Annotated in this window: 17 protein-coding genes; 9 read left to right on the top strand and 8 right to left on the bottom strand. The window is 58.7% G+C overall.

Annotated elements, in window-relative coordinates:
- Positions 1-42: 42 nt before the first annotated feature.
- Positions 43-1,074: an FAD:protein FMN transferase ApbE gene (gene apbE / locus LQ945_RS06155; protein ID WP_270102515.1), complete on the bottom strand. Its 1,032-nt coding sequence runs from the start codon at positions 1,072-1,074 to the stop codon at positions 43-45.
- Between the two features lie 157 nt (positions 1,075-1,231).
- Between apbE and LQ945_RS06150 the strand changes: the two genes are divergently transcribed.
- The gene (locus LQ945_RS06150) at positions 1,232-2,344 is read left to right on the top strand and encodes an SLC13 family permease (RefSeq protein ID WP_270102514.1); all 1,113 of its coding nucleotides are present in this window, start codon (positions 1,232-1,234) and stop codon (positions 2,342-2,344) included.
- 45 nt (positions 2,345-2,389) lie between these two features.
- Here LQ945_RS06150 and pepT read toward each other — a convergent pair whose 3' ends face one another.
- Positions 2,390-3,622 (bottom strand): peptidase T, encoded by a 1,233-nt coding sequence (pepT, locus tag LQ945_RS06145; RefSeq protein ID WP_270102513.1) that lies wholly within the window; start codon positions 3,620-3,622, stop codon positions 2,390-2,392.
- Positions 3,623-3,836: 214 nt separating this feature from the next.
- On the opposite strand from pepT, the gene LQ945_RS06140 reads away from it, so the two are divergent.
- Entirely contained in the window at positions 3,837-4,733 is an 897-nt protein-coding gene (locus LQ945_RS06140) for an endonuclease/exonuclease/phosphatase family protein (protein ID WP_182824373.1), read from the top strand.
- Between the two features lie 33 nt (positions 4,734-4,766).
- On the opposite strand, the gene LQ945_RS06135 is transcribed toward LQ945_RS06140, so the two are convergent.
- A complete protein-coding gene (locus LQ945_RS06135) occupies positions 4,767-6,200 on the bottom strand; it encodes a PLP-dependent aminotransferase family protein (RefSeq protein WP_420136177.1) in 1,434 nt (477 codons plus the stop codon).
- Positions 6,201-6,293: 93 nt separating this feature from the next.
- Between LQ945_RS06135 and LQ945_RS06130 the strand changes: the two genes are divergently transcribed.
- Positions 6,294-6,749 (top strand): rhodanese-like domain-containing protein, encoded by a 456-nt coding sequence (locus LQ945_RS06130; RefSeq protein WP_270102511.1) that lies wholly within the window; start codon positions 6,294-6,296, stop codon positions 6,747-6,749.
- A 95-nt stretch (positions 6,750-6,844) separates the two neighbouring features.
- On the opposite strand, the gene flk is transcribed toward LQ945_RS06130, so the two are convergent.
- Positions 6,845-7,873: a flagella biosynthesis regulator Flk gene (gene flk / locus LQ945_RS06125; RefSeq protein ID WP_270102510.1), complete on the bottom strand. Its 1,029-nt coding sequence runs from the start codon at positions 7,871-7,873 to the stop codon at positions 6,845-6,847.
- A gap of 304 nt (positions 7,874-8,177) precedes the next feature.
- Between flk and LQ945_RS06120 the strand changes: the two genes are divergently transcribed.
- The 4 genes from LQ945_RS06120 to LQ945_RS06105 are packed head-to-tail and all read left to right on the top strand — an operon-like array spanning position 8,178 to position 11,835.
- Positions 8,178-8,543: a copper resistance protein gene (locus tag LQ945_RS06120; RefSeq protein ID WP_270102509.1), complete on the top strand. Its 366-nt coding sequence runs from the start codon at positions 8,178-8,180 to the stop codon at positions 8,541-8,543.
- 49 nt (positions 8,544-8,592) lie between these two features.
- The gene (locus tag LQ945_RS06115) at positions 8,593-10,629 is read left to right on the top strand and encodes a protein-disulfide reductase DsbD family protein (protein WP_270102508.1); all 2,037 of its coding nucleotides are present in this window, start codon (positions 8,593-8,595) and stop codon (positions 10,627-10,629) included.
- Positions 10,626-11,342 (top strand): DsbA family protein, encoded by a 717-nt coding sequence (locus LQ945_RS06110; RefSeq protein WP_269935893.1) that lies wholly within the window; start codon positions 10,626-10,628, stop codon positions 11,340-11,342. Before LQ945_RS06115 ends, LQ945_RS06110 begins: the two co-directional genes overlap by 4 nt.
- Positions 11,335-11,835 carry a protein disulfide oxidoreductase gene (locus tag LQ945_RS06105; RefSeq protein WP_270102507.1) on the top strand — a complete coding sequence of 167 codons (501 nt, stop codon included), beginning with the start codon at positions 11,335-11,337 and terminating at the stop codon, positions 11,833-11,835. Before LQ945_RS06110 ends, LQ945_RS06105 begins: the two co-directional genes overlap by 8 nt.
- A gap of 8 nt (positions 11,836-11,843) precedes the next feature.
- On the opposite strand, the gene LQ945_RS06100 is transcribed toward LQ945_RS06105, so the two are convergent.
- Complete coding sequence (locus tag LQ945_RS06100) at positions 11,844-13,301, bottom strand: PLP-dependent aminotransferase family protein (protein WP_270102506.1); 1,458 nt, start codon at positions 13,299-13,301, stop codon at positions 11,844-11,846.
- A gap of 169 nt (positions 13,302-13,470) precedes the next feature.
- Here LQ945_RS06100 and LQ945_RS06095 point away from each other — a divergent pair, with 169 nt between their 5' ends.
- Both LQ945_RS06095 and LQ945_RS06090 read left to right on the top strand, forming a co-directional pair.
- Positions 13,471-14,466 (top strand): DMT family transporter, encoded by a 996-nt coding sequence (locus LQ945_RS06095; protein ID WP_270102505.1) that lies wholly within the window; start codon positions 13,471-13,473, stop codon positions 14,464-14,466.
- 153 nt (positions 14,467-14,619) lie between these two features.
- Positions 14,620-15,249, top strand: coding sequence for a CatB-related O-acetyltransferase (locus LQ945_RS06090; protein ID WP_044552676.1), 630 nt, complete (start codon positions 14,620-14,622; stop codon positions 15,247-15,249).
- A 36-nt stretch (positions 15,250-15,285) separates the two neighbouring features.
- On the opposite strand, the gene LQ945_RS06085 is transcribed toward LQ945_RS06090, so the two are convergent.
- Genes LQ945_RS06085 through LQ945_RS06075 form a run of 3 tightly spaced genes read right to left on the bottom strand, consistent with a single transcriptional unit; the run spans position 15,286 to position 18,239 of the window.
- Positions 15,286-16,803: a tripartite tricarboxylate transporter permease gene (locus tag LQ945_RS06085; protein WP_270102963.1), complete on the bottom strand. Its 1,518-nt coding sequence runs from the start codon at positions 16,801-16,803 to the stop codon at positions 15,286-15,288.
- An 11-nt stretch (positions 16,804-16,814) separates the two neighbouring features.
- Positions 16,815-17,246: a tripartite tricarboxylate transporter TctB family protein gene (locus LQ945_RS06080; RefSeq protein ID WP_044552673.1), complete on the bottom strand. Its 432-nt coding sequence runs from the start codon at positions 17,244-17,246 to the stop codon at positions 16,815-16,817.
- Between the two features lie 12 nt (positions 17,247-17,258).
- Positions 17,259-18,239 carry a Bug family tripartite tricarboxylate transporter substrate binding protein gene (locus tag LQ945_RS06075; protein ID WP_270102504.1) on the bottom strand — a complete coding sequence of 327 codons (981 nt, stop codon included), beginning with the start codon at positions 18,237-18,239 and terminating at the stop codon, positions 17,259-17,261.
- Between the last annotated feature and the right edge of the window lie 215 nt (positions 18,240-18,454).

Below are 18,454 nucleotides of genomic sequence, written 5' to 3'. Positions count from 1 at the left end.
ACACTGCGCCCCGTCTTTATTGCACAGAAGATCGCACAGAAGCTATTTCACCAGAAAGGCCTTGAACTGCGGCGTCATCACGGCGCTGAACCCGTCATCGGTTTTGCTTATCAGGTAGACCGCCAGGCCTTTCTCTTCCGCCAGTTTGAGCGCTTTTTCCGTCCCCAACACCATCAACCCGGTATCCCAACCGTCGGCTTCCAGCGCGGTCGGGGCGATCACCGTGGCGGAGACCAGACGATGAGTAATGGGTTTGCCGGTCGTGGGATCGATCACGTGCGAATAGCGCTGCCCGTCCTGTTCAAAATAGTTACGGTAGCTGCCGGCGGTGCTGATGCCGTAGCCTTGTAAATCAACCAGCGCCTGCACCGCATTTTCGCGGTCGGTCGGTTTTTGGATCGCCACGCGCCAGGGTTTGCCCTGCCCATTAACGCCGCGCGAGGAAACCGCACCGCCGACCGACACCAGATAGTGGGTGATGCCATTATGGGCCATCAACTGCACCAACTGATCGACGCCATAGCCTTCGCCCAACGTCGAGAGATCAACATACATCCCAGGCAAGTCCTTTTGCAGCCATTCGCCACGGCTGTCGCTGAGTAGCCTGAGATGCTGCAGGCCAATATTTTTTTGTGCCGCCTCTATTTGCTGTTGGCTCGGCACCTTGACCACACGCTTGTCTGGGCCAAAGCCCCATAAATTCACCAGCGGACCCACGGTGATATTCATTGCGCCCTGAGTGTCGCGGCCAATGCGCTGAGCCATCAGGATAATATCCGCCATGCCGCGCGGGATCGGCTGAGGCTCGGTACTCTGGGTTTGATTAAAACGCGAAAGCACAGAATCATTGCGGTAGGTGGAGATATCGTCATTGGCGCGTTCCAGCACGGCGTCAATCTGCTGTTGCAACTGCTGTTTATTGACCGTGACGTCACCGCTTACCTTGACGCTGTAGAAGGTACCCATGGTTTTGCCTTCAATGTCGATCTGTGGGCGGGTATCGGGGTCATTACAGGCGGCCAGCAAGCCGATCGTCATACTCAGCAACAGCCCTTTGGCAAAAACGTTAGCCATGAAAATATCCTTTGAAACAGTGAAAGGCGCTACAAATAAAGTAAAGCGCGGCAAATGAAAAGCAGTTAACGGTAAAAGAGCATTTTGCTGGCGTTGCCGCCGCGCTTGGGCTAACGTCTGGCTCCTGATCCCTGGTTGTTTTTTTGAAGCGCCCAACATGAGTTCAAATGCCGTTGCCCGGCTGGTTCAGCCGTTCCTGAAAGATCGTTTTTTGCATATTTTGCTGTTAGCCGGCGTACTGATGGCGGCCTTTAATCCGCAACAGCTGCCTGCGTTAAACAGTTTTATCGACTGGCGCACCATCATTACGCTGCTTGGATTGATGTTACTCACCAAGGGCGTCGAGGTCAGCGGTTATTTCGATTTTGTCGGCCGAAAAATCATCAATACGCTGCACAGCGAGCGGCGATTGGCGCTGTTTCTGGTGTTTTCCGCCGCGGTGCTGTCGTCATTCCTGACCAACGACGTGGCGTTGTTTATCGTTATACCGCTGACTATCACGCTGAAAAAACTGTCGTCGTTACCGATTGGCCGGTTGATTATCTTCCAGGCACTGGCGGTCAATGCCGGCTCATTGCTGACGCCGATTGGCAACCCGCAAAACATTCTGCTGTGGAGCAAGTCTTCGCTCTCTTTCCTGGGGTTCATTGCCCAAATGGCGCCGTTTGGCGTGGTGATGCTGGTCAGTTTGCTGCTGCTGACCGGGTTCTGCTTTCCGGCGCGGGATATCGTTAAAGCGCCACACACCGAAGGTTATCCGTATCAGCTCCGCCTGTTGCTGAGCTGCGTGGCGCTGTACGTGATTTTTCTGCTGTGTCTGGATCTTGATCTGCCGCTGTATGGCCTGTTGGCGGTGTTCGTCGGTTTTTTACTGCTGGCGCGTCGGGTATTGCTGCAGATCGACTGGAGCCTGATTTTTGTCTTTATCGCCATGTTTATCGACGTGGGGCTGTTTACTCGGTTGCAGGCGATCCAGCCTTGGTTCGCCGATATCGCTACGCTGGGTAACGGAGGCATTTACGCTTTGGGGATTGGCCTGTCGCAGGTGATCAGCAACGTGCCGGCGACCATTTTAATGCTCAATTACGTGCCTTCCAGTCAACTGCTGGCCTACGCGGTCAACGCCGGTGGCTTTGGGCTGGCGATCGGTTCGCTGGCGAACCTGATTGCGCTGCGTATGGCGGACGAGCGCAAAATTTGGCTGAAATTTCATTACTTTTCGTTGCCGTTACTGGTATGGGCCGGCTTGCTTGGCTGGCTGTTGGTTTAAGCGCGGTATTTTTACCGGTGATACCGCGCTGGTTGAGAGTGGCGTCTAACCGCGTGCCGCCAGCAAGCAGATGCTGCGAGTGACCTGATAGGATTTTACAAAGGCCCTGACCGGCAGAAACTCGAAGCGCGAATGGAAATTGTGCGCGCCGGTGAAGTAGTTCGGCGTCAGCAGCCCACGGCTGGAGAGTGCGGCGCCGTCTGTGCCGCCGCGCATCGGGATCACCTTGGGAGGAATACCGTGGGCGGCCAGGGCACCGAAAATCAGCTCAATCGCTCGCTTGTCTTCCCCGATAGAGTTGCTGATATTGCTGTAGATATCCGTCACCTTGCAGCTGACCTTGGCACGCGGGTAGTTTGCCGCCACCTGTCGCACCACTTCCTGAATGCGCTCTTTACGCGCATTGAACCCGGCCAGGTCAAAATCGCGGATCGACACTTTCAACGTAGCGAGGTTGGCATTGGCGGTCAGATCGTTGAACCAGAAATAGCCTTCGCGCCCCTCGGTATGTTCCGGCGTATCCAGACTGTCGAATTGGTTGATGATGTCGTTGGCGATGCGAATTGGGTTGATCAGCACGTTCTTCGCCGACATCGGGTGCGCGGTGACCCCTTCGATGCGGATTTCCGCCCCTGCGGCATTGAAGTTCTCATACACCACTTCCCCCAACTCGCAGCAGTCGATGGTATAGGCAAAATCCACCTCGAAACGCGTCAGATCCAGCGCCTTGGCGCCGCGCAGGCCAATTTCCTCATCCGGGACAAAGGCCACCACGATGTCGCCGTGACGATCGGAAGCGCTCAGGTTGGCCAGCAGGGTCATGACCACCGTGACCGCCGCTTTGTTATCGGCGCCGAGCACGCTGGTGCCGTCGCTGAAAATAATCTCTTCATTCGGATAGGCCAGGATTTCCGGATGCTCGGCGGTGCGCAGCCAGATATCGTGTTCGGCATTCAGGCACAGATCCTGGCCGGTAAAGCGCAGGCGCTGCGGGTGAATATGGGCCGACAGACCCACGTCAACGGTATCGATATGGGTGATAAAGCCGATACGCGGAGCGCCTGGCTGATTGCCGGGTTTGCGGGCGGTCACGGTGGCGTGCTCGTCAATTTGCACGTCTTGCATGCCTAGCTGGCGCAGTTCGGCCGCCAGCAGCTTGGCCATATCATGCTGGCCCGGCGTGCTGGGCAAGGTGGTTGCGGCGGCGTCGCTCTGGCTGGTCACCGCCAGATAGCGGAAGAAACGTTCGGTGAGCTGTTCGGCAATGGCGCTGGTCATGCGGGTTCCTCTCGATAAGCGGTCTATCGGTTTTAAAGCTAAATCAGCCGGTTGTCCAATGGTGCAATGCTTTCGCTGCCGGAATGCGAGATGCCGCGCAGAATAAAAAAATAGCGGCGCAACTAGGAAATAGTCTCGGGTAACTGCGGCAAAATCGTTGTTAGCTGTGGGGGAACGGGTGCCCCCAAATAATAGGATCGTTAAAGGAGAATACATGCGCTCAAGTCATGCTTTACTTATCACTTTGTTATCCCTGGGAATATCGCAAACGGCCTGGTCATCCACCGATGGTGGCCATGCCAACAGCAACGCCAATAGCCGCGAAGTGGCCAGTGCGCTCGGCGGCCTGAAAAACAAAACCTATAGCCTGGAGCAGGCACCGAAGATCCGCGTAGCCAGCTTCAATATCGCCGCCGGCAAGGTCAGCGACATGACCGCAATCGCCAAAGCGATCAAGGCGATGAACGTCGACGTGGTGGCGCTGCAGGAGGTGGACAAGCTGACCGGCCGCAGCGGCAAGCTCGATCAGGCGGAGGAACTGGCCAAACTGACCGGTATGCACGTCGCGTTCGGGCGCGCGATTGATTTTGACGGCGGCGAGTATGGGCTGGCGTTCTTATCGAAATACCCGCTGCATGACAGCAAGATTTACCCGTTGCCTTCCGGTCAGCGCGAACAGCGAATTGCTTTCACCGCCCAGACCGACGTGCCCGAATTCCCGGCACCGATTACCCTGATCAATACCCATCTGGACACCAAGGAAGATCCGGCGATGCGGCTGGATCAGGTGCGCGAACTGAATGACCGCACTATTGAAATGCGCGGTATCAAGCTGCTGTTCGGCGACATGAACGACGTGCCGGGCAGCGTCACCTGGACCGAGCTGAACCGCTATTGGAACGACATCATGCCCAAGGAGCAGGATGGCCGCAGCTGGCCGGCGGAAAATGCCGAAATCAAGGTCGATTACATCTTTAGCGGCAATGCCCAGCGCTGGCATCTGGACAGCCTGACGGTGCCGAACGCCAGCGGCGACTGGAACGGTATTCACTGGCCTGCGGTCAGCGATCACCTGCCGTTGGTTGCCGAACTGAGGCTGACCGAGCAGTAAGGTAACCTGGCGCCGTGGAAACTGTGCCCTGGGTTAAGCCGGCGAGATCCGTGCCAAGCGCTCGACGGCGGCGCGGATCTCGCCCGGCGTCAGGGCAGAAAACCCCAGCAGCCAGCCGTCACGCCGCAGGCTCGGGGTTTGGTACTGTGCCGCCAACCCCGGCGTGACTACGCCCAGACGCTGCGCCTGCTGAGTCAGGACGCTCTCCTGTCCGGGCGGCAGCCACACGCTGAGCTGCAAGCCGCCCCCTGTCGGTTGCGGGGTGGCAAAATGCCCGAGCTTTTCCTGCACCTCCGCCAGTAACAGGTCACGTCGGCTGCGGTACAACTGACGCATATAGCGGATATGGGCGGCGAAGTGCCCCTGCTGAATAAATTCGGCGGTCACCGCCTGCATCAATTGGGCGCTGTGGCCGTCGTATACCGTGCGTGCGGTAGTAAAAGGTTCCACCAACGCCGGTGGCAACACCAAATAAGCCAGCCGCAGGGAAGGAAACAGCGCCTTGGAAAAGGTGCCCAGATAAAGCACGTTGCCGTGCCGATCCAATCCCTGCATCGCCGGCATCGGCTGGCCGTCATAGTGAAACTCGCTGTCGTAATCATCTTCAATAATCCACGCCCGCTGCCGTTGCGCCAGCGCCAGCAGCTCGAGCCGGCGTGGCAGGCTGAGTGCCACGCCGGTGGGGTATTGATGCGAGGGCGTGAGGTAAATCAACCGAGGCGTGGGGAGCTGGCCATCGGGCAGCAACCCGGCTTCGTCAACCCTGACCGGCACCAGTTGGGCTCCGACGCTGCTAAAGGCGTTTCTGGCACCGCGATAACCGGGATCTTCCATCCACACCTTGTCACCGTTGTCCAACAGCAGGGTGGCAACCAGCTGCAGGGCCTGTTGCGAACTGGTCAGCACCACGACCTGTTGCGCATCGCAGTTAACGCCGCGCGTCTGGCTGACATAGCTGGCAATGGCTTCGCGTAGCGGAAAGTAGCCCTGAGGATCGCCATAGCGCATCAGAGCTTCCCCGCGCAGGCGCAGTTGTTGAGCGGTGAGCTGTCTCCACAGTTTTAGCGGGAAAGCACGTAAATCCGGCGAACCGGCAGCGAAGGGTAGAGGCTGAAGCGGATCGTGGCAGCCACCGGTTTGCGCGATCTGCGTGCCGCGCAGCGAAAGGCGGGGGGCGCCGCTGACTTTGGCGGCGGGCGCTGATTTGACGATGTTGATCGCCACGAAGGTGCCTTGACCAACGCGGCGCTGCAGATAGCCTTCGGCTTCCAACTGGGCATAGGCCGCTTCGGTGGTTACGCGCGAGACGCCCAAATCTTCAGCCAGGATCCGCGATGAGGGCAAGCGTTGCCCACGGCCAAGCGCCCCATTATGAATAGCCCGGCGCAGCGTGCCGCAGACGCGTTCACGCAAGGTGCCACCGGCGTGTTCCGGTTGGTGAAACAGAGTGGGCAATGCGTTAGCCATAATGGGACTTATCCATGGGTAAAAATGGGTATCAAGCATAAGACCAAAATCAGGCAATATTGTCATCAGTCTTTCTCTACAGGAGTGAGTTCCATGGCGGTATCTTCATTGGTTTTGGCTTTTCCACCGGGCAGCGCGGCGCAGAGTCTGGATTACCTGGCCGCAAAGCTGAGTTATTACGCGGATGCGTGGGACGTGGCAGAGGATCTGCGCAATGGGGTCAGTGAGATCCTGGTGATCGATACCCGTGCAGAGGCGCTCTATGCGGCCGGGCATATCCCCGGCGCTATCAGTTTGCCGCACCGGCTGATGGACGAGGCGGGGACCGCACATCTGGATCGCGACAAAGTCTATGTCACTTATTGCGATGGCATCGGCTGCAACGGTTCGACCAAGGGGGCCTACAAACTGGCGCAACAGGGGCTGCGGGTGAAAGAGCTGATTGGCGGATTGGACTTCTGGATACGCGATGGCCATCCCCTGGCCACCGGTGAACAGCCGGGTTCACTGCTGGGAAGTGCCAGTGGAGAGGACTGTGGCTGCGCCTGACGTTGGCCGGAATTACCGCGCAGTTAACATCAGCATTCGAGTCTGGCCCTGGACAGGGCATCCGCAGGCCAGAAATCGTTTGAGGAGGGAAAGCGTCAAAACACCAGCGCCAATACCAGGCCCAGCACCAGTACGAACAGGATAAACGCCACCGCCGGTTTGCTCAGCGCTTTTTGCAGCGGCAGGGGCAGGGCGGCAATCAGCGGATTGAGCAGCGGTTGCGGCTCGGTAGCGTTGCCGGCGATCGGCTGTGCATGCCCGGCCTTTTCCAGACGACGTGCAAACAGCTGGTTAATGACGTCGCTCATCTGCGGGTGGGTCAAGGGGGCGCTGGCATGGCAGTTGAAGCGGGACTGGCAGTAGTCATTCAACTGCTGCTGCTCCTGCACATCCGCCGGCTGTTTGAGCGCGGCGAACAGGTTGTTCAGCGTCGGTGCGGTCTGCGGACTCAGCGCGACTTTTACCTGCAAAAACTGGTTCAGCAATTGGAAGTGGCGTGCCGGCAGCGGATCGTTGGTTTTAACCCCGGTCAGATCAAAAAGCGTTTGCCAGATCTTGGCCGGCGACTCGCCGGTGGCGGCACTGAGTTTGGTGACCTGCTGCTGCAGGCTTTGATGCTCGGCGGGCAGCAGCGGGCGATCGCTGGTGGCCGTTTGCTGCGGGTGAGGGATCGTCAGGCTACCGGTTTGTAACAGGTTCAGCACCTGCTGCAACTGCGAGTGGCTCAACTGGCTCAGTACCGTGTGGCCAAACTGCTGGCGAATAAAATCGCTGACGGCCTGGCGGTTATTACCCTGCGGCAACAGTTCGGTGAGCTGCAGCAGCAGTTGGCGGCTGGCATGGTTTTGCTGTACCTGCGTCAGACGGTTTTGCAGCAGTTGCTCGGCCGGCTGAAAATGACGCGCCAGCAGTTCACTGCTGTTGTCTGTCTGCAGGTCGTGACGCAGCGTGACCCAAATCTCTGCGGATTTGGCCGGGCTTAGCGCCATGATTTTGACCACCAGCTTCTCCAGCGTCGTACGCTGTGCCGGGGAGAGCGGGCTATCGTCTGTGGGGGTGGTTTTGCCCGGGGTTGAAGGACGATCGCTGGCGATCGGGGTGCCCGGTCCACTCAAAGGTTGCATATCACCTGTCCTTCGCTGTGTATCCCCAGCTTACGTGGCGTTGCCGCGGTGTAGGCTGTGCAATCTCACTCGAAACACTTACCTGAGTAAGCTCATCGAGACTCGCTTGCTTGCCGCCTGGCCGCAACATCCATGACTTTGGGGAAAGAATAATCGTCGTACCCGGCGAAAAGCGCAGGTGTGCGCCTATGATACCCGTAAATGCCCGCCATCAATACCGTCGTAAGACATTTCTTTACAGGCAAAACATTGCTAAACGCGCCTGCGCCGCTAAGATAAGCGCAGACTTGGAATTGAGGACGGCATGGTTAAACAGCAGCGGATTGCGAAATGGTTTTTATGCCTGGCTTGCCTGGTGGTGCTGACCTGCATGACTCAGCGCATGGCGAGCCTGCATGCGTTGCAGCAAGCGATGGGGCTGCCCGTGGCCAGCGCAGCGTCCTCCGCCGCCGATGATGCCGCTGAACTGCAGCCTACGCCCTGTGAACTGAGCGCTAAATCCTTGTTGGCCTCACCGCCGGTAATGTTTGAAACCGTGCTGCTCGGGCTTGGCCTGCTGCTGGCGCTGTTGGCGCCTACCGTGGCAGCGCGTTTGCGCATTCCCCCTCCCAGAGTGATTTCCCCTCCCACCCTCAGGGTGCATCTCCGATTATGCGTCTTCCGTGAATGAGTTAATCGCCCGTCTGTTTTGGTGATTGTCTTATTTATGGAGAAAAAACATGTTGAATATCATCAGGTCGACGTTTGTCTGCCTGTTAATGCTGTGGCTGCCCGCTTTGCAGGCGGCGGACAGCGGCTGGTTGCAAAGCCCGACCAACGATCATGCCAAGGTGCGCCTCCGCGCTGACACCTCGCAGCCAGGAGAAACCCGTCTGCTGTTGGCTATTGAGCTGCAAAAAGGCTGGAAAACCTACTGGCGTTCACCGGGGGAAGGCGGCATTGCGCCGGCAATAACCTGGCAAGGCAATCCGCCCCCGGTGACCTGGCATTGGCCGACGCCGCAGCGTTTTGAGGTGGCCGGCATTTCCACTCAGGGCTACCACGATCGGGTCGAGCTACCGATGGTGATGAAGGGAACGGCACCGCGCCAGTTGGCTGGCACGCTGACGCTGTCCACCTGCAGTAACGTCTGTATTTTGACCGACTATCCGTTCAGTCTGGATCTTGCCGCGCCGTCAGAGGCGCAGTTTACCCACGACTTTGCCCAGGCGATGGGGCAAGTGCCTATTGCCGAGGGGCTGGTGGACAGCATCAAGGCCGGTTATCTCAATGGCGAATTGCAGATCAGCGCCGAGCGAGCCGCCGGTTGGCAACAGCCGGAGCTGTTCTTCGACACGCTGGAGGACGCGGACCTCGGCAAGCCACGGGTCAGTAGCGAAGGTTCACTGATGACGGCGCGGGTACCGGTCAGCGATGGCTGGGGTGACAGCGCCCCGGATCTGCGCGGTAAAACTCTGACGCTGGTGATCGGCGACGGTGGCATGGCGCAGCAGGTGACGTTGCCGATTGGCGGGCCGCTGACGCTGCCGAACGCGGCCAGCTTCTCGCTGTGGCAAGCGGTGCTAATGGCGTTGGCGGGGGGCCTGATCCTCAACCTGATGCCCTGTGTGCTGCCGGTTCTCGGCATCAAACTGGGATCGATTTTGCAGGTGGAGCAGCGCGACCGACACAGCATTCGGCTGCAGTTTCTGGCGTCGTCGTTCGGCATAGTGGCGTCCTTTATGGCGCTGGCGTTGCTGATGACGCTGCTGCGCTTGAGCAACCAGGCGCTTGGCTGGGGCATTCAGTTCCAAAACCCGTGGTTTATCGGCTTTATGGTGCTGGTGACGCTGCTGTTCAGCGCCAACCTGTTTGGCCTGTTCCATCTGCAACTCTCTTCTTCCCTCAATACCAAACTGGCGACCCATAACGGCCGTGGCCTGAGCGGGCATTTCTGGCAGGGCGCATTTGCCACCTTGCTGGCGACGCCCTGTTCGGCTCCCTTCCTGGGCACTGCCGTAGCCTTTGCTCTGGCTGCACCGCTGCCGGTGCTGTGGGGCATGTTTGTAGCGCTGGGCGTCGGTATGAGCCTGCCCTGGCTGCTGATTGCCGCATGGCCTGCTTTGGCGCTGCGCCTGCCGCGTCCGGGGCGTTGGATGAACACTTTACGCTGGGCCATGGGTTTGCTGATGCTGGCTTCTTCACTGTGGCTGCTGAGCCTGATGGTCAATCATATTGGCACCTTGCCGACGCTGGCGTTGGGCGGGATCGCACTGCTGGCCCTGTTGTTGGCGGTAGGCTGGCAACATGGCGTTCGTCTGGCGGCCAAGCTGGCGGCCGGTACGCTGGTGCTGGCCGGAGTGGTGTTGTTGATCGGTTCGCTGACCGCCGGGCTGTGGCGTCAGCCGCTGCACGACAATATCCGTTGGCAACCTCTGAGTGAGCAGGCGATCACCCAGGCACTTGCTCAGAACAAACGGGTGTTTGTCGACGTCACCGCGGACTGGTGCGTAACCTGTAAAGCCAACAAATTCAACGTGCTGATGCGTGATGACGTGCAAAAGGCGCTGAGTTCCGACGACGTCGTTGCCCTGCGGGGAGACTGGAGTCGCCCCTCGGCCGAGATTAGCGCTTTCCTGCAAAAACGCGGCAGCGTCGCCGTGCCTTTTAACCAGATTTATGGCCCCGGCAGCCCTGACGGCGTGGTGTTATCCCCGCTGTTGACCCGCGATGCCGTCTTGCAAACCCTGTCCGCCGCCAAAGGAAATTCACAATGAAAAAATTACTGATGTTACTGATGCTGATAGTTACTCCGGTCTGGGCTGCGGCTCCTTTTACCCCGGAACAAGAGGTGCGCATTAAAGAGCTGATCCGCGAAACGCTGGTGTCGAACCCGGATATTCTGGCGCAAGCGGTGGATGCCTGGCAGCAACAGACCGCCGGTCAGCAAATCAGTCAGGCGATCAAGCAAAACGCCAAAACCCTATACCAAGATCCGGCCAGCCCGCGCTTGGGGGCCGCCAACGCCAAACTGACGCTGGTGGCCTTTACCGATTACAACTGCCCGTACTGTAAGCGTTTTGACCCGATGCTGGAAAAAATCGTCAAACAGTATCCTGATGTGGCGCTGGTGGTAAAACTGCTGCCGTTCAAAGGAGAGAGCTCCGTCAGTTCTGCACGCGTGGCGCTGACGACCTGGCAGCAACACCCGGACCAATTCTGGGCGCTGCATCAGCGGCTGATGGCGAAAAAAGGCTTCCATGACACGGCCAGCATCGCTGCCGCACAGCAGAAAACCGGGGTGAAAGCCGTCGCGCCAAGCGAACAGAGCATGACCACCTTGCGTACCAACATGGCATTGGCGGAGCAATTTGGGGTGCAGGGGACGCCGGCCACCCTGATCGGCGATCAAATGCTGCCAGGCGCGGTGTCGTATGAGGATCTGGAGGCGGTAGTGAAACAACAGCTTGCGAAGGTTAACAATGGCTAAGCTGCGGCGTTGGGGCCGCGAACTGCTGATCCTGCTGCTGATTGTGCTGACGGTTGCCTTCGGGATGGACTGGCTACGCGCGCCGCAGCCACCGGCGGCGTTCGATTCGCAACCGTTGACGACTTTGAACGGCGAACAAGTCTCGCTGGCGCAGCTCAGCCAGGACAAGCCGCTGCTGGTTTATTTCTGGGCCAGCTGGTGCGGGGTTTGCCGGTTTACCACGCCGTATGTCGCCAGACTGGTCGGCGAGGGCGGCAACGTATTGACCGTGGCGCTGCGTTCCGGCGACGATCGTCAGGTGGAACAGTGGCTGGCGGGCAAGCGTGTGACGTTGCCGGTGGTTAACGATCCGCGTGGTGAGCTGTCGGCGCAGTGGCAGATCGGCATCACGCCGACGTTGGTGGTCATTTCCCAGGGCAAGGTGGTGCAAAGCACCACCGGCTGGACCAGCTATTGGGGAATGAAGCTGCGGCTATGGTGGGCCGGGCTCTGAACCGCGTCTTATTCTGAAGTGATGACCTCATTAATCGCCCGGCACAGTCGGGCGATACCTTCTTCTATCTGCGGCGGCGTATTGGCGGCGAAATTCAATCGCAGGCCATGTGCGCCTTGCTGTTCTTCGGCATAAAAGCACTCCCCGCGAGCAAAGGTTACGCCGTGTCGCCAGGCCAGCGGCATCAGCGCCTCGGTGCTGACGGCGGCAGGCAGCGTCAGCCAGATAAACAGCCCACCCTCCGGCGTTTCAAACTGACAGCCGGGCGGCAGTTGCTGCTGCAAGGCTGCCACCATCACGTCTCTGTGCTGGCGATATAACCGCCCGGCGCGCCGCAGCTGTTTGTCGTAACGACCGATAGTGACGAATGCGTCCAGTGCCCGTTGGATCAGGTTGGAGCTGGTAAAACTGTCGACGTGTTTCAGTCGGGCCAGTCGCTGATAGTGTTCGCTGTCCGCCACCAGATAACCGATGCGCATACTGGGCAGCAGCATTTTTGAAAAGGTGCTGACATAAATCACCGCCCCCGGCTGTGCCAGCGCTCGCAGCGACGGCAGCTGTTTGCCGTTGTAGCGCAGATCGCCGACAAAATCGTCTTCCAAAATCACTACACCGGCCTGCTGGGCCAAAGCCAGCAGGCGTCGACGGCGCGCTTCACTCATGCAGCGGCCGGTGGGGTTATGGAAATTGGGAATGGTGTAAATCAGCTTCGGTTGGTGTTTTTCGATCAGTACGGGCAGTTGTTCAACCAACATGCCGTGCCGGTCGCTGGGAACGGTGACGATATTGATGCGGTGCTGGCGCAGCAGCCCCAGCGCTTCGGCGTAGGTCGGTTGTTCGACGATCACCGTGTCGCCTGGCTCCAGCAGGCTTTGCACTATCAGACTGATGGCGTGTTGCGAACCGTTGGTGATCAGCAGTTGCTCTGCATGGGTCGGAATACCCTGAGCGGTGAGGATCCGTCCCAGCGTATCGCGCAGCGGGTAATAGCCGCAGTATTCGCCATAGCTGAAGGCTTCTTCCGCATGGCGGCTGAGCACCGACAGCAATATTTTGCGGAACTCCTCCTGCGGAAAGACTTTCGGGCTGCCGACGCCGGCGGCAAAGTTGATGATGTTGTCCGGCAACGGCGTATCGGGGTAGCCATCCAGCCGAGAGGTCAGGGTGGTGAAACGCTCCGCCGGGAAGGGCGCATCGCTTGCCGGCCGTGGCTGGGCGGGCTGGATCAGCGGGTGCAAAACATAGGCGCCGCTGCCGCGCCGCTGGTGCAAAAAGCCTTTGGCCGCCAGTTCGGCATAGGCGTTTTCCACCGTCAACCGGCTGACCGCCAACTTGGCGGCCAGCGTGCGCGTGGAGGGCAGCTTATCGCCGTCGACAAATGCGCCGCTGAGGATCGCCCGCCGCAGCGCTTCCTCAATTTGCAGATATAAAGGAATGTTTTGCTGACGGTCTAAGGGAATATGCATGCAAAATTGGCCCGGTTAGCGGTGTTACTTTTTACTATACCCCATAGTTACAGGGCTTAAAGAGGGTAAAAGTGGCCTGTATAACATCGGGGAAAAGTGGCTCTGGCGGTAAAGTTGCGCGGCGTTAGAATCACGCCTGAGTCCACTATCGCCGTTTTTTGAGGGTGTCATGTCATTACCATCGGGTATCTCAGCCAGGCCGGTTTTTCCGGGGGCACGTATTTTACAGGGCAGCAGTCAGGGGTATGTGATTGCTATCATCAGCGCCATGCTGCTGGCCTTTACCGCCATTATTATCCGCGTGCTGACGGAGTATTATCACCTGCCGACCTTTGTGCTGGCCTTTTGGCGCGCGGCGCTGGTTGCTCTGGTGCTGTTGCCGGTACTGCTGCTGTTCAAACCCGAATGGGCGCGTTTACAGCGTTCGCAGATCCCCTTTTATGCCTGTTACGGTCTGCTGCTGGCGGTGTTCAACAGCCTGTGGACGCTGTCGGTGGCGCTGAACGGTGCGTCGGTGGCGACTATCCTGACCTACTGCTCGGTCGGTTTTACCGTGTTTCTCGGCTGGATGCTGTACAGCGAACGCCTGAGCCTGCGTCAGTTGGTGGTGATTGTGGTCAGCCTGGGCGGCTGTTTTCTGGTCAGCAACGGCGACAGCATGGGCAACAGCCATTTTAACCTGTTGGGGCTGGTGGTGGGCATGCTGTCCGGTATCGGTTACACCCTCTATACGCTGGGCGGGCGGGTTGCGACCGAGCGGCGTTACCCGGTGTGGAACACCATTCTGTACGTGTTCGGCTTTTCGGCTGTTTATCAGTGGTTGTTCAATGCCGCGCTGACCTTTTATCCGCTGGAAGCGTTCCACGGCATGACGGGGTCATTGTGGTTCCTGTCCCAGGGCGTTCAGGGCATCGAGTGGGGGGGCTGGTGGTTGCTGCTGACCCTGGCCGCCGGCCCAACGCTGTTGGGGTTCGGCCTGTACAACATCAGCCTGAAAACCTTGCCGCTGGCGGTGGCGAACCTGATCTTGTCGCTGGAACTGGTGTTCACGGCGGTGATCGCCTATTTCCTGCTGGGGGAAAACATGAACTCGTTACAACTGCTCGGCAGCGCCCTGGTGATGGGCGGGGTGTTGATGCTGAAGAGCAAGACGGTGGAGGCGTGATTTGTTAAACTTCGCCCTGATGTGGAGGTAACAATGACCAATAACCCAAGATTAAAACGGGCGTTAATCGCTTAAAGCGGCAGTGTTTTGCGACCAAAAAACACTGCCACAGACATTTTGCTGTGGCTCTTGCAATGAATAAGAGAAAGCGCCATGACTGAAAAACACTGGTCAAAAACAGAACTGTTACACCAAACGGTGACCAACCCCAATATTATCGTCAAAGGGACCCACAGCTATTACAGCGACTACCTGGATGACGGCTTTGAGCGCTCCGTGGTGCGTTATTTGCACGGAGACGAGGTCAGCCAACAGTGGCAGCCGCTTGGGACGATAGACCAACTGCTGATCGGCGATTATGTCTGCATTGCCGCCGAAGCGGTGATCCTGATGGGGGGCAACCATACCCATCGTGCCGATTGGTTCTGCCTGTATCCGATGATGGAAAGCATTCTGGCTTCCTATCAGCCGAGGGGCGACACCCGGTTAGGGGACGGCTGCTGGATAGGCATGCGGGCGATGCTGATGCCGGGCGTGACGATTGGTGAAGGAGCGATAGTCGCCGCCGGCAGCGTTGTGACGAAGGATGTTGAGCCTTACACCCTGGTGGGGGGTAATCCGGCGCGACCAATAAGACTGCGCTTTGCTCCGCAGATTGTAGCCAGGCTACTCGCTTTGCGCATTTATGATCTGTCGGCCGAGGATTTTGCTCAGGTGCAGCCTTTGCTGGCCAATGACGATATTGCAGCCCTTGAACGGGCGATAAGCGAAATTAAGCGTTAAATGAAAAGGGCGGAGTTAATACTCCGCCCTTTTTGCTTACTCAGCCTTGGCCGCTTCCGCCGTCAGGCGGCGTTTGCGCACTCTGCGCAACAGCAGCGGCAGCACCAGCACGGATACCGCCAGCACCAGCAGCGTTTGCGCGATGCCGCTGCCCCACAGGATGCTGAACTCACCGTTGCTGATCGACAGCGCACGGCGCAGGTTTTGCTCCAGCATCTCCCCCAGAACGAAGCCCAGGATCAGCGGTGACATTGGGAAGTGCATTTTCCTCAGTATGTAACCAAACACCCCCAGCCCGACCATCAACAGCAGATCAAAGGTGGTGCTGTGTACCGCGTAAACACCGACCGCCGACACCGCGGCAATCGCCGGTACCAGGAACCACAATGGAACGGTCAGCATACGGGTAAACAGGCCCACCAGCGGCAGGTTCATGATCAGCAGGATCACGTTGGCAATCAGCAGCGCGGCAATCAGTCCCCAGACAATATCCGGCTGTTCGGTGAACATTGCCGGGCCAGGCGTGATGTTGTATAGCGTCAGCGCTCCCATCATTACCGCGGTGGTACCGGAGCCCGGTACGCCCAGCGTCAGCATCGGAATGAACGAGCCGCAGGCCGAAGCATTATTGGCCGCTTCAGGCGCGGCGACGCCGCGAATATCCCCTTTACCGAAGGTTTCGCTGTTGCCGCTGATTTTCTTTTCGGTCATGTAGGTGAGGGCGCTGGCGATGGTGGCCCCGGCACCCGGCAGAATGCCGACGAAGAAACCGATCACCGAAGAGCGTAGCGTAGGGCCCACGCACTCGGCGGCCTCTTTGCGGTTAAACAGCAGGCGGCCGGTTTTACGCACCAGTTTTTGCCCGGTACTGGTGCTTTCCAGCATCAGCAGAATTTCACTGACCGAGAACAGGCCAATCACCACCACGATAAACTGCACGCCGTCGGAGAGGTGAACGCTGTCGAAGGTAAAGCGATAAACGCCGGTGTTGGCATCCACCCCGACCGTCGCCAGCCCCAGGCCAATCAGCGCCGCCAGCAGCGACTTCAACGGGTTCTGGCTCATCATGCTGCCCAGGCAGGCGATGGCGAACACCATCAGGGCGAAATACTCCGCCGGGCCAAATGCCAGTGACCAACGGGCCAGCAGCGGGGCAAACAGAATGATCCCGCCGATGGCGATCATCGAACCGACAAAGGAGCTGACCGCCGAAATCGACAGCGCGACGCCGGCACGACCTTGCTGTGCCATGGGGTAACCGTCCAGCGCGGTCATGATCGCGGCGGCATCCCCCGGAACATTGAGCAGGATCGAGGAGATACGCCCGCCGTATTCGCAGCCGATATACACCGTCGCTAGCAGGATCAGCGCGGACTCGGCCGGCAACTTGAGCGCAAACGCCAGCGGCAGCAGGATAGCCACGCCGTTGATCGGGCCCAGTCCCGGCAGCAGGCCGACAATGGTGCCGACGAAACAGCCGATCAGGGCGATAATCAGGTTCTGGGGCACCAACGCCACCTCGAACCCTTGAGACAAATACATCCAGGTTTCCATCATCGCCCCCGTTAGCTCAGCCAAACGCCGAGTGGCAGTGTCACATCAAGTAAGCGGTCAAAGGCGTAATAGAGCGCAACACCCATGATCGCGCCGGACACCAATGCCGCCGTCAGGCTGGCCTGGAACAGCAGGCCAATGCTGAAGGTCAGCAACGCGGTCGCCAGCGGGAAGCCCAGCCACTCGAAGCCCCAGGCGTACAGCACCAGCGTGATCACCAGCACCAGCAGGCGCTGCATCACCTTGTTGTGCGGCCATTCAACGGCCTGCGGTTTGTTCAACAGCAGCAGTGCCGCACACAGCGCCATCAGGCTGAGAATAGCCAGCGGGAAGGGGCGCGGCCCCAGCGGTTCATAGCTGTATTCGCTCTGGATACCCCAGCCGATAAACAGGCCGCCGATACACAGCAGCAGCCAGAACCCGGCAAAAATGCGATCGCTCATGGTAGCCCCCGGTTATTTGGCCAGGCCGAAAACTTTGGCCTGTTCACGGTACTGATTGACCTGGTTTTTCACGTAGGCGTCCAATTCTTTGCCGGTCAGGTCGAATTCAAACAGGCCGCGCAGATCGCGCTGTTGCTTGAATTCATCGGTTGTCATCATTTTCTTGAAGGTATCGAGCCACCACTGGTACTCCTCTTCCGTGACCTTCGGGCCAACGTAGAAGCCGCGAATGATCGGCCAGACCAGATTGAACCCTTGCTCTTTGGCGGTCGGAACATCGGCTAACTGACCCGGCAGACGCTGTTCGGAGTACACTGCCAGCACGCGAATTTTGTCACCCTGTAGGTAGGGCACCATTTCGCTCAAATCGCCGGAAACGGCCTGAATGTGGTTGCCGAGCAGGGCGGTAACCGGCTCGCCGCCGCCTTCGAATGCCACGTAACGCATCTTGTGGGGATCGACGCCGACTTCGCGCGCCAGCAGCGCGGTTTTCATCCAGTCCTGGCTGCCGATAGAGGCCCCAGCGCCGAACACCACGCTATTGGGATCTTTCTGGAAGGCGTTCATCAGGTCTTTCAGGGTTTTGTACGGCGAGTCGGCGCGCACGGCGATCATGCCGTAGTCGGTACCCACCGCGGCCAGCCACTTCACGTCATCGACGTTGTAACGGCCGAATTTTCCCTGTGACAAATTCAGCAGCGAACCGCCGGAGAAGGCGACTACCGTGCCGAATTCCGCCGGGCGCTGAGCCACGATGGCGTTGTAAGCCACCGCGCCGACCCCGCCGGGCATATAGGTCACGCGCATCGGTTTGTCGATGGCTTTGGTTTCTTGCAGCGAGACCTGAATCAGCTTGCAGGTCAGGTCAAACCCCCCGCCAGGCTTGGCAGGAGCGATGCATTCGGTGCGTTTCGGCGCTTCCAGGGCAAAAGCCTGTTGGGTGGCCAGCAGCAGGGCGGTAGCGGTCAGTGTGCGGGTGATTATTTTTTTCATTGCTTTCCCCAAGGTATTTTTCAGTCGGTGCGGATCCCCGCCGATACGGGTTGCTGGATTGTTAAATCAACAACCTTTCATTTACCTTTCAACCGAGGGAAAAGTTTCCGGGATGTGATACGTGTCTCCTGTTAGCGCTAATCACACCGCTGACAATGGGCCAGATTGCTCGCCGGTTAACACATGCGGTGAGGGAAGAACAGCGCGTAAACCTT

This window comes from Serratia liquefaciens (genome assembly GCF_027594825.1).
GTDB classification, from domain to species: domain Bacteria; phylum Pseudomonadota; class Gammaproteobacteria; order Enterobacterales; family Enterobacteriaceae; genus Serratia; species Serratia liquefaciens_A.
This window is presented reverse-complemented; position numbering and strand designations above follow the sequence as displayed.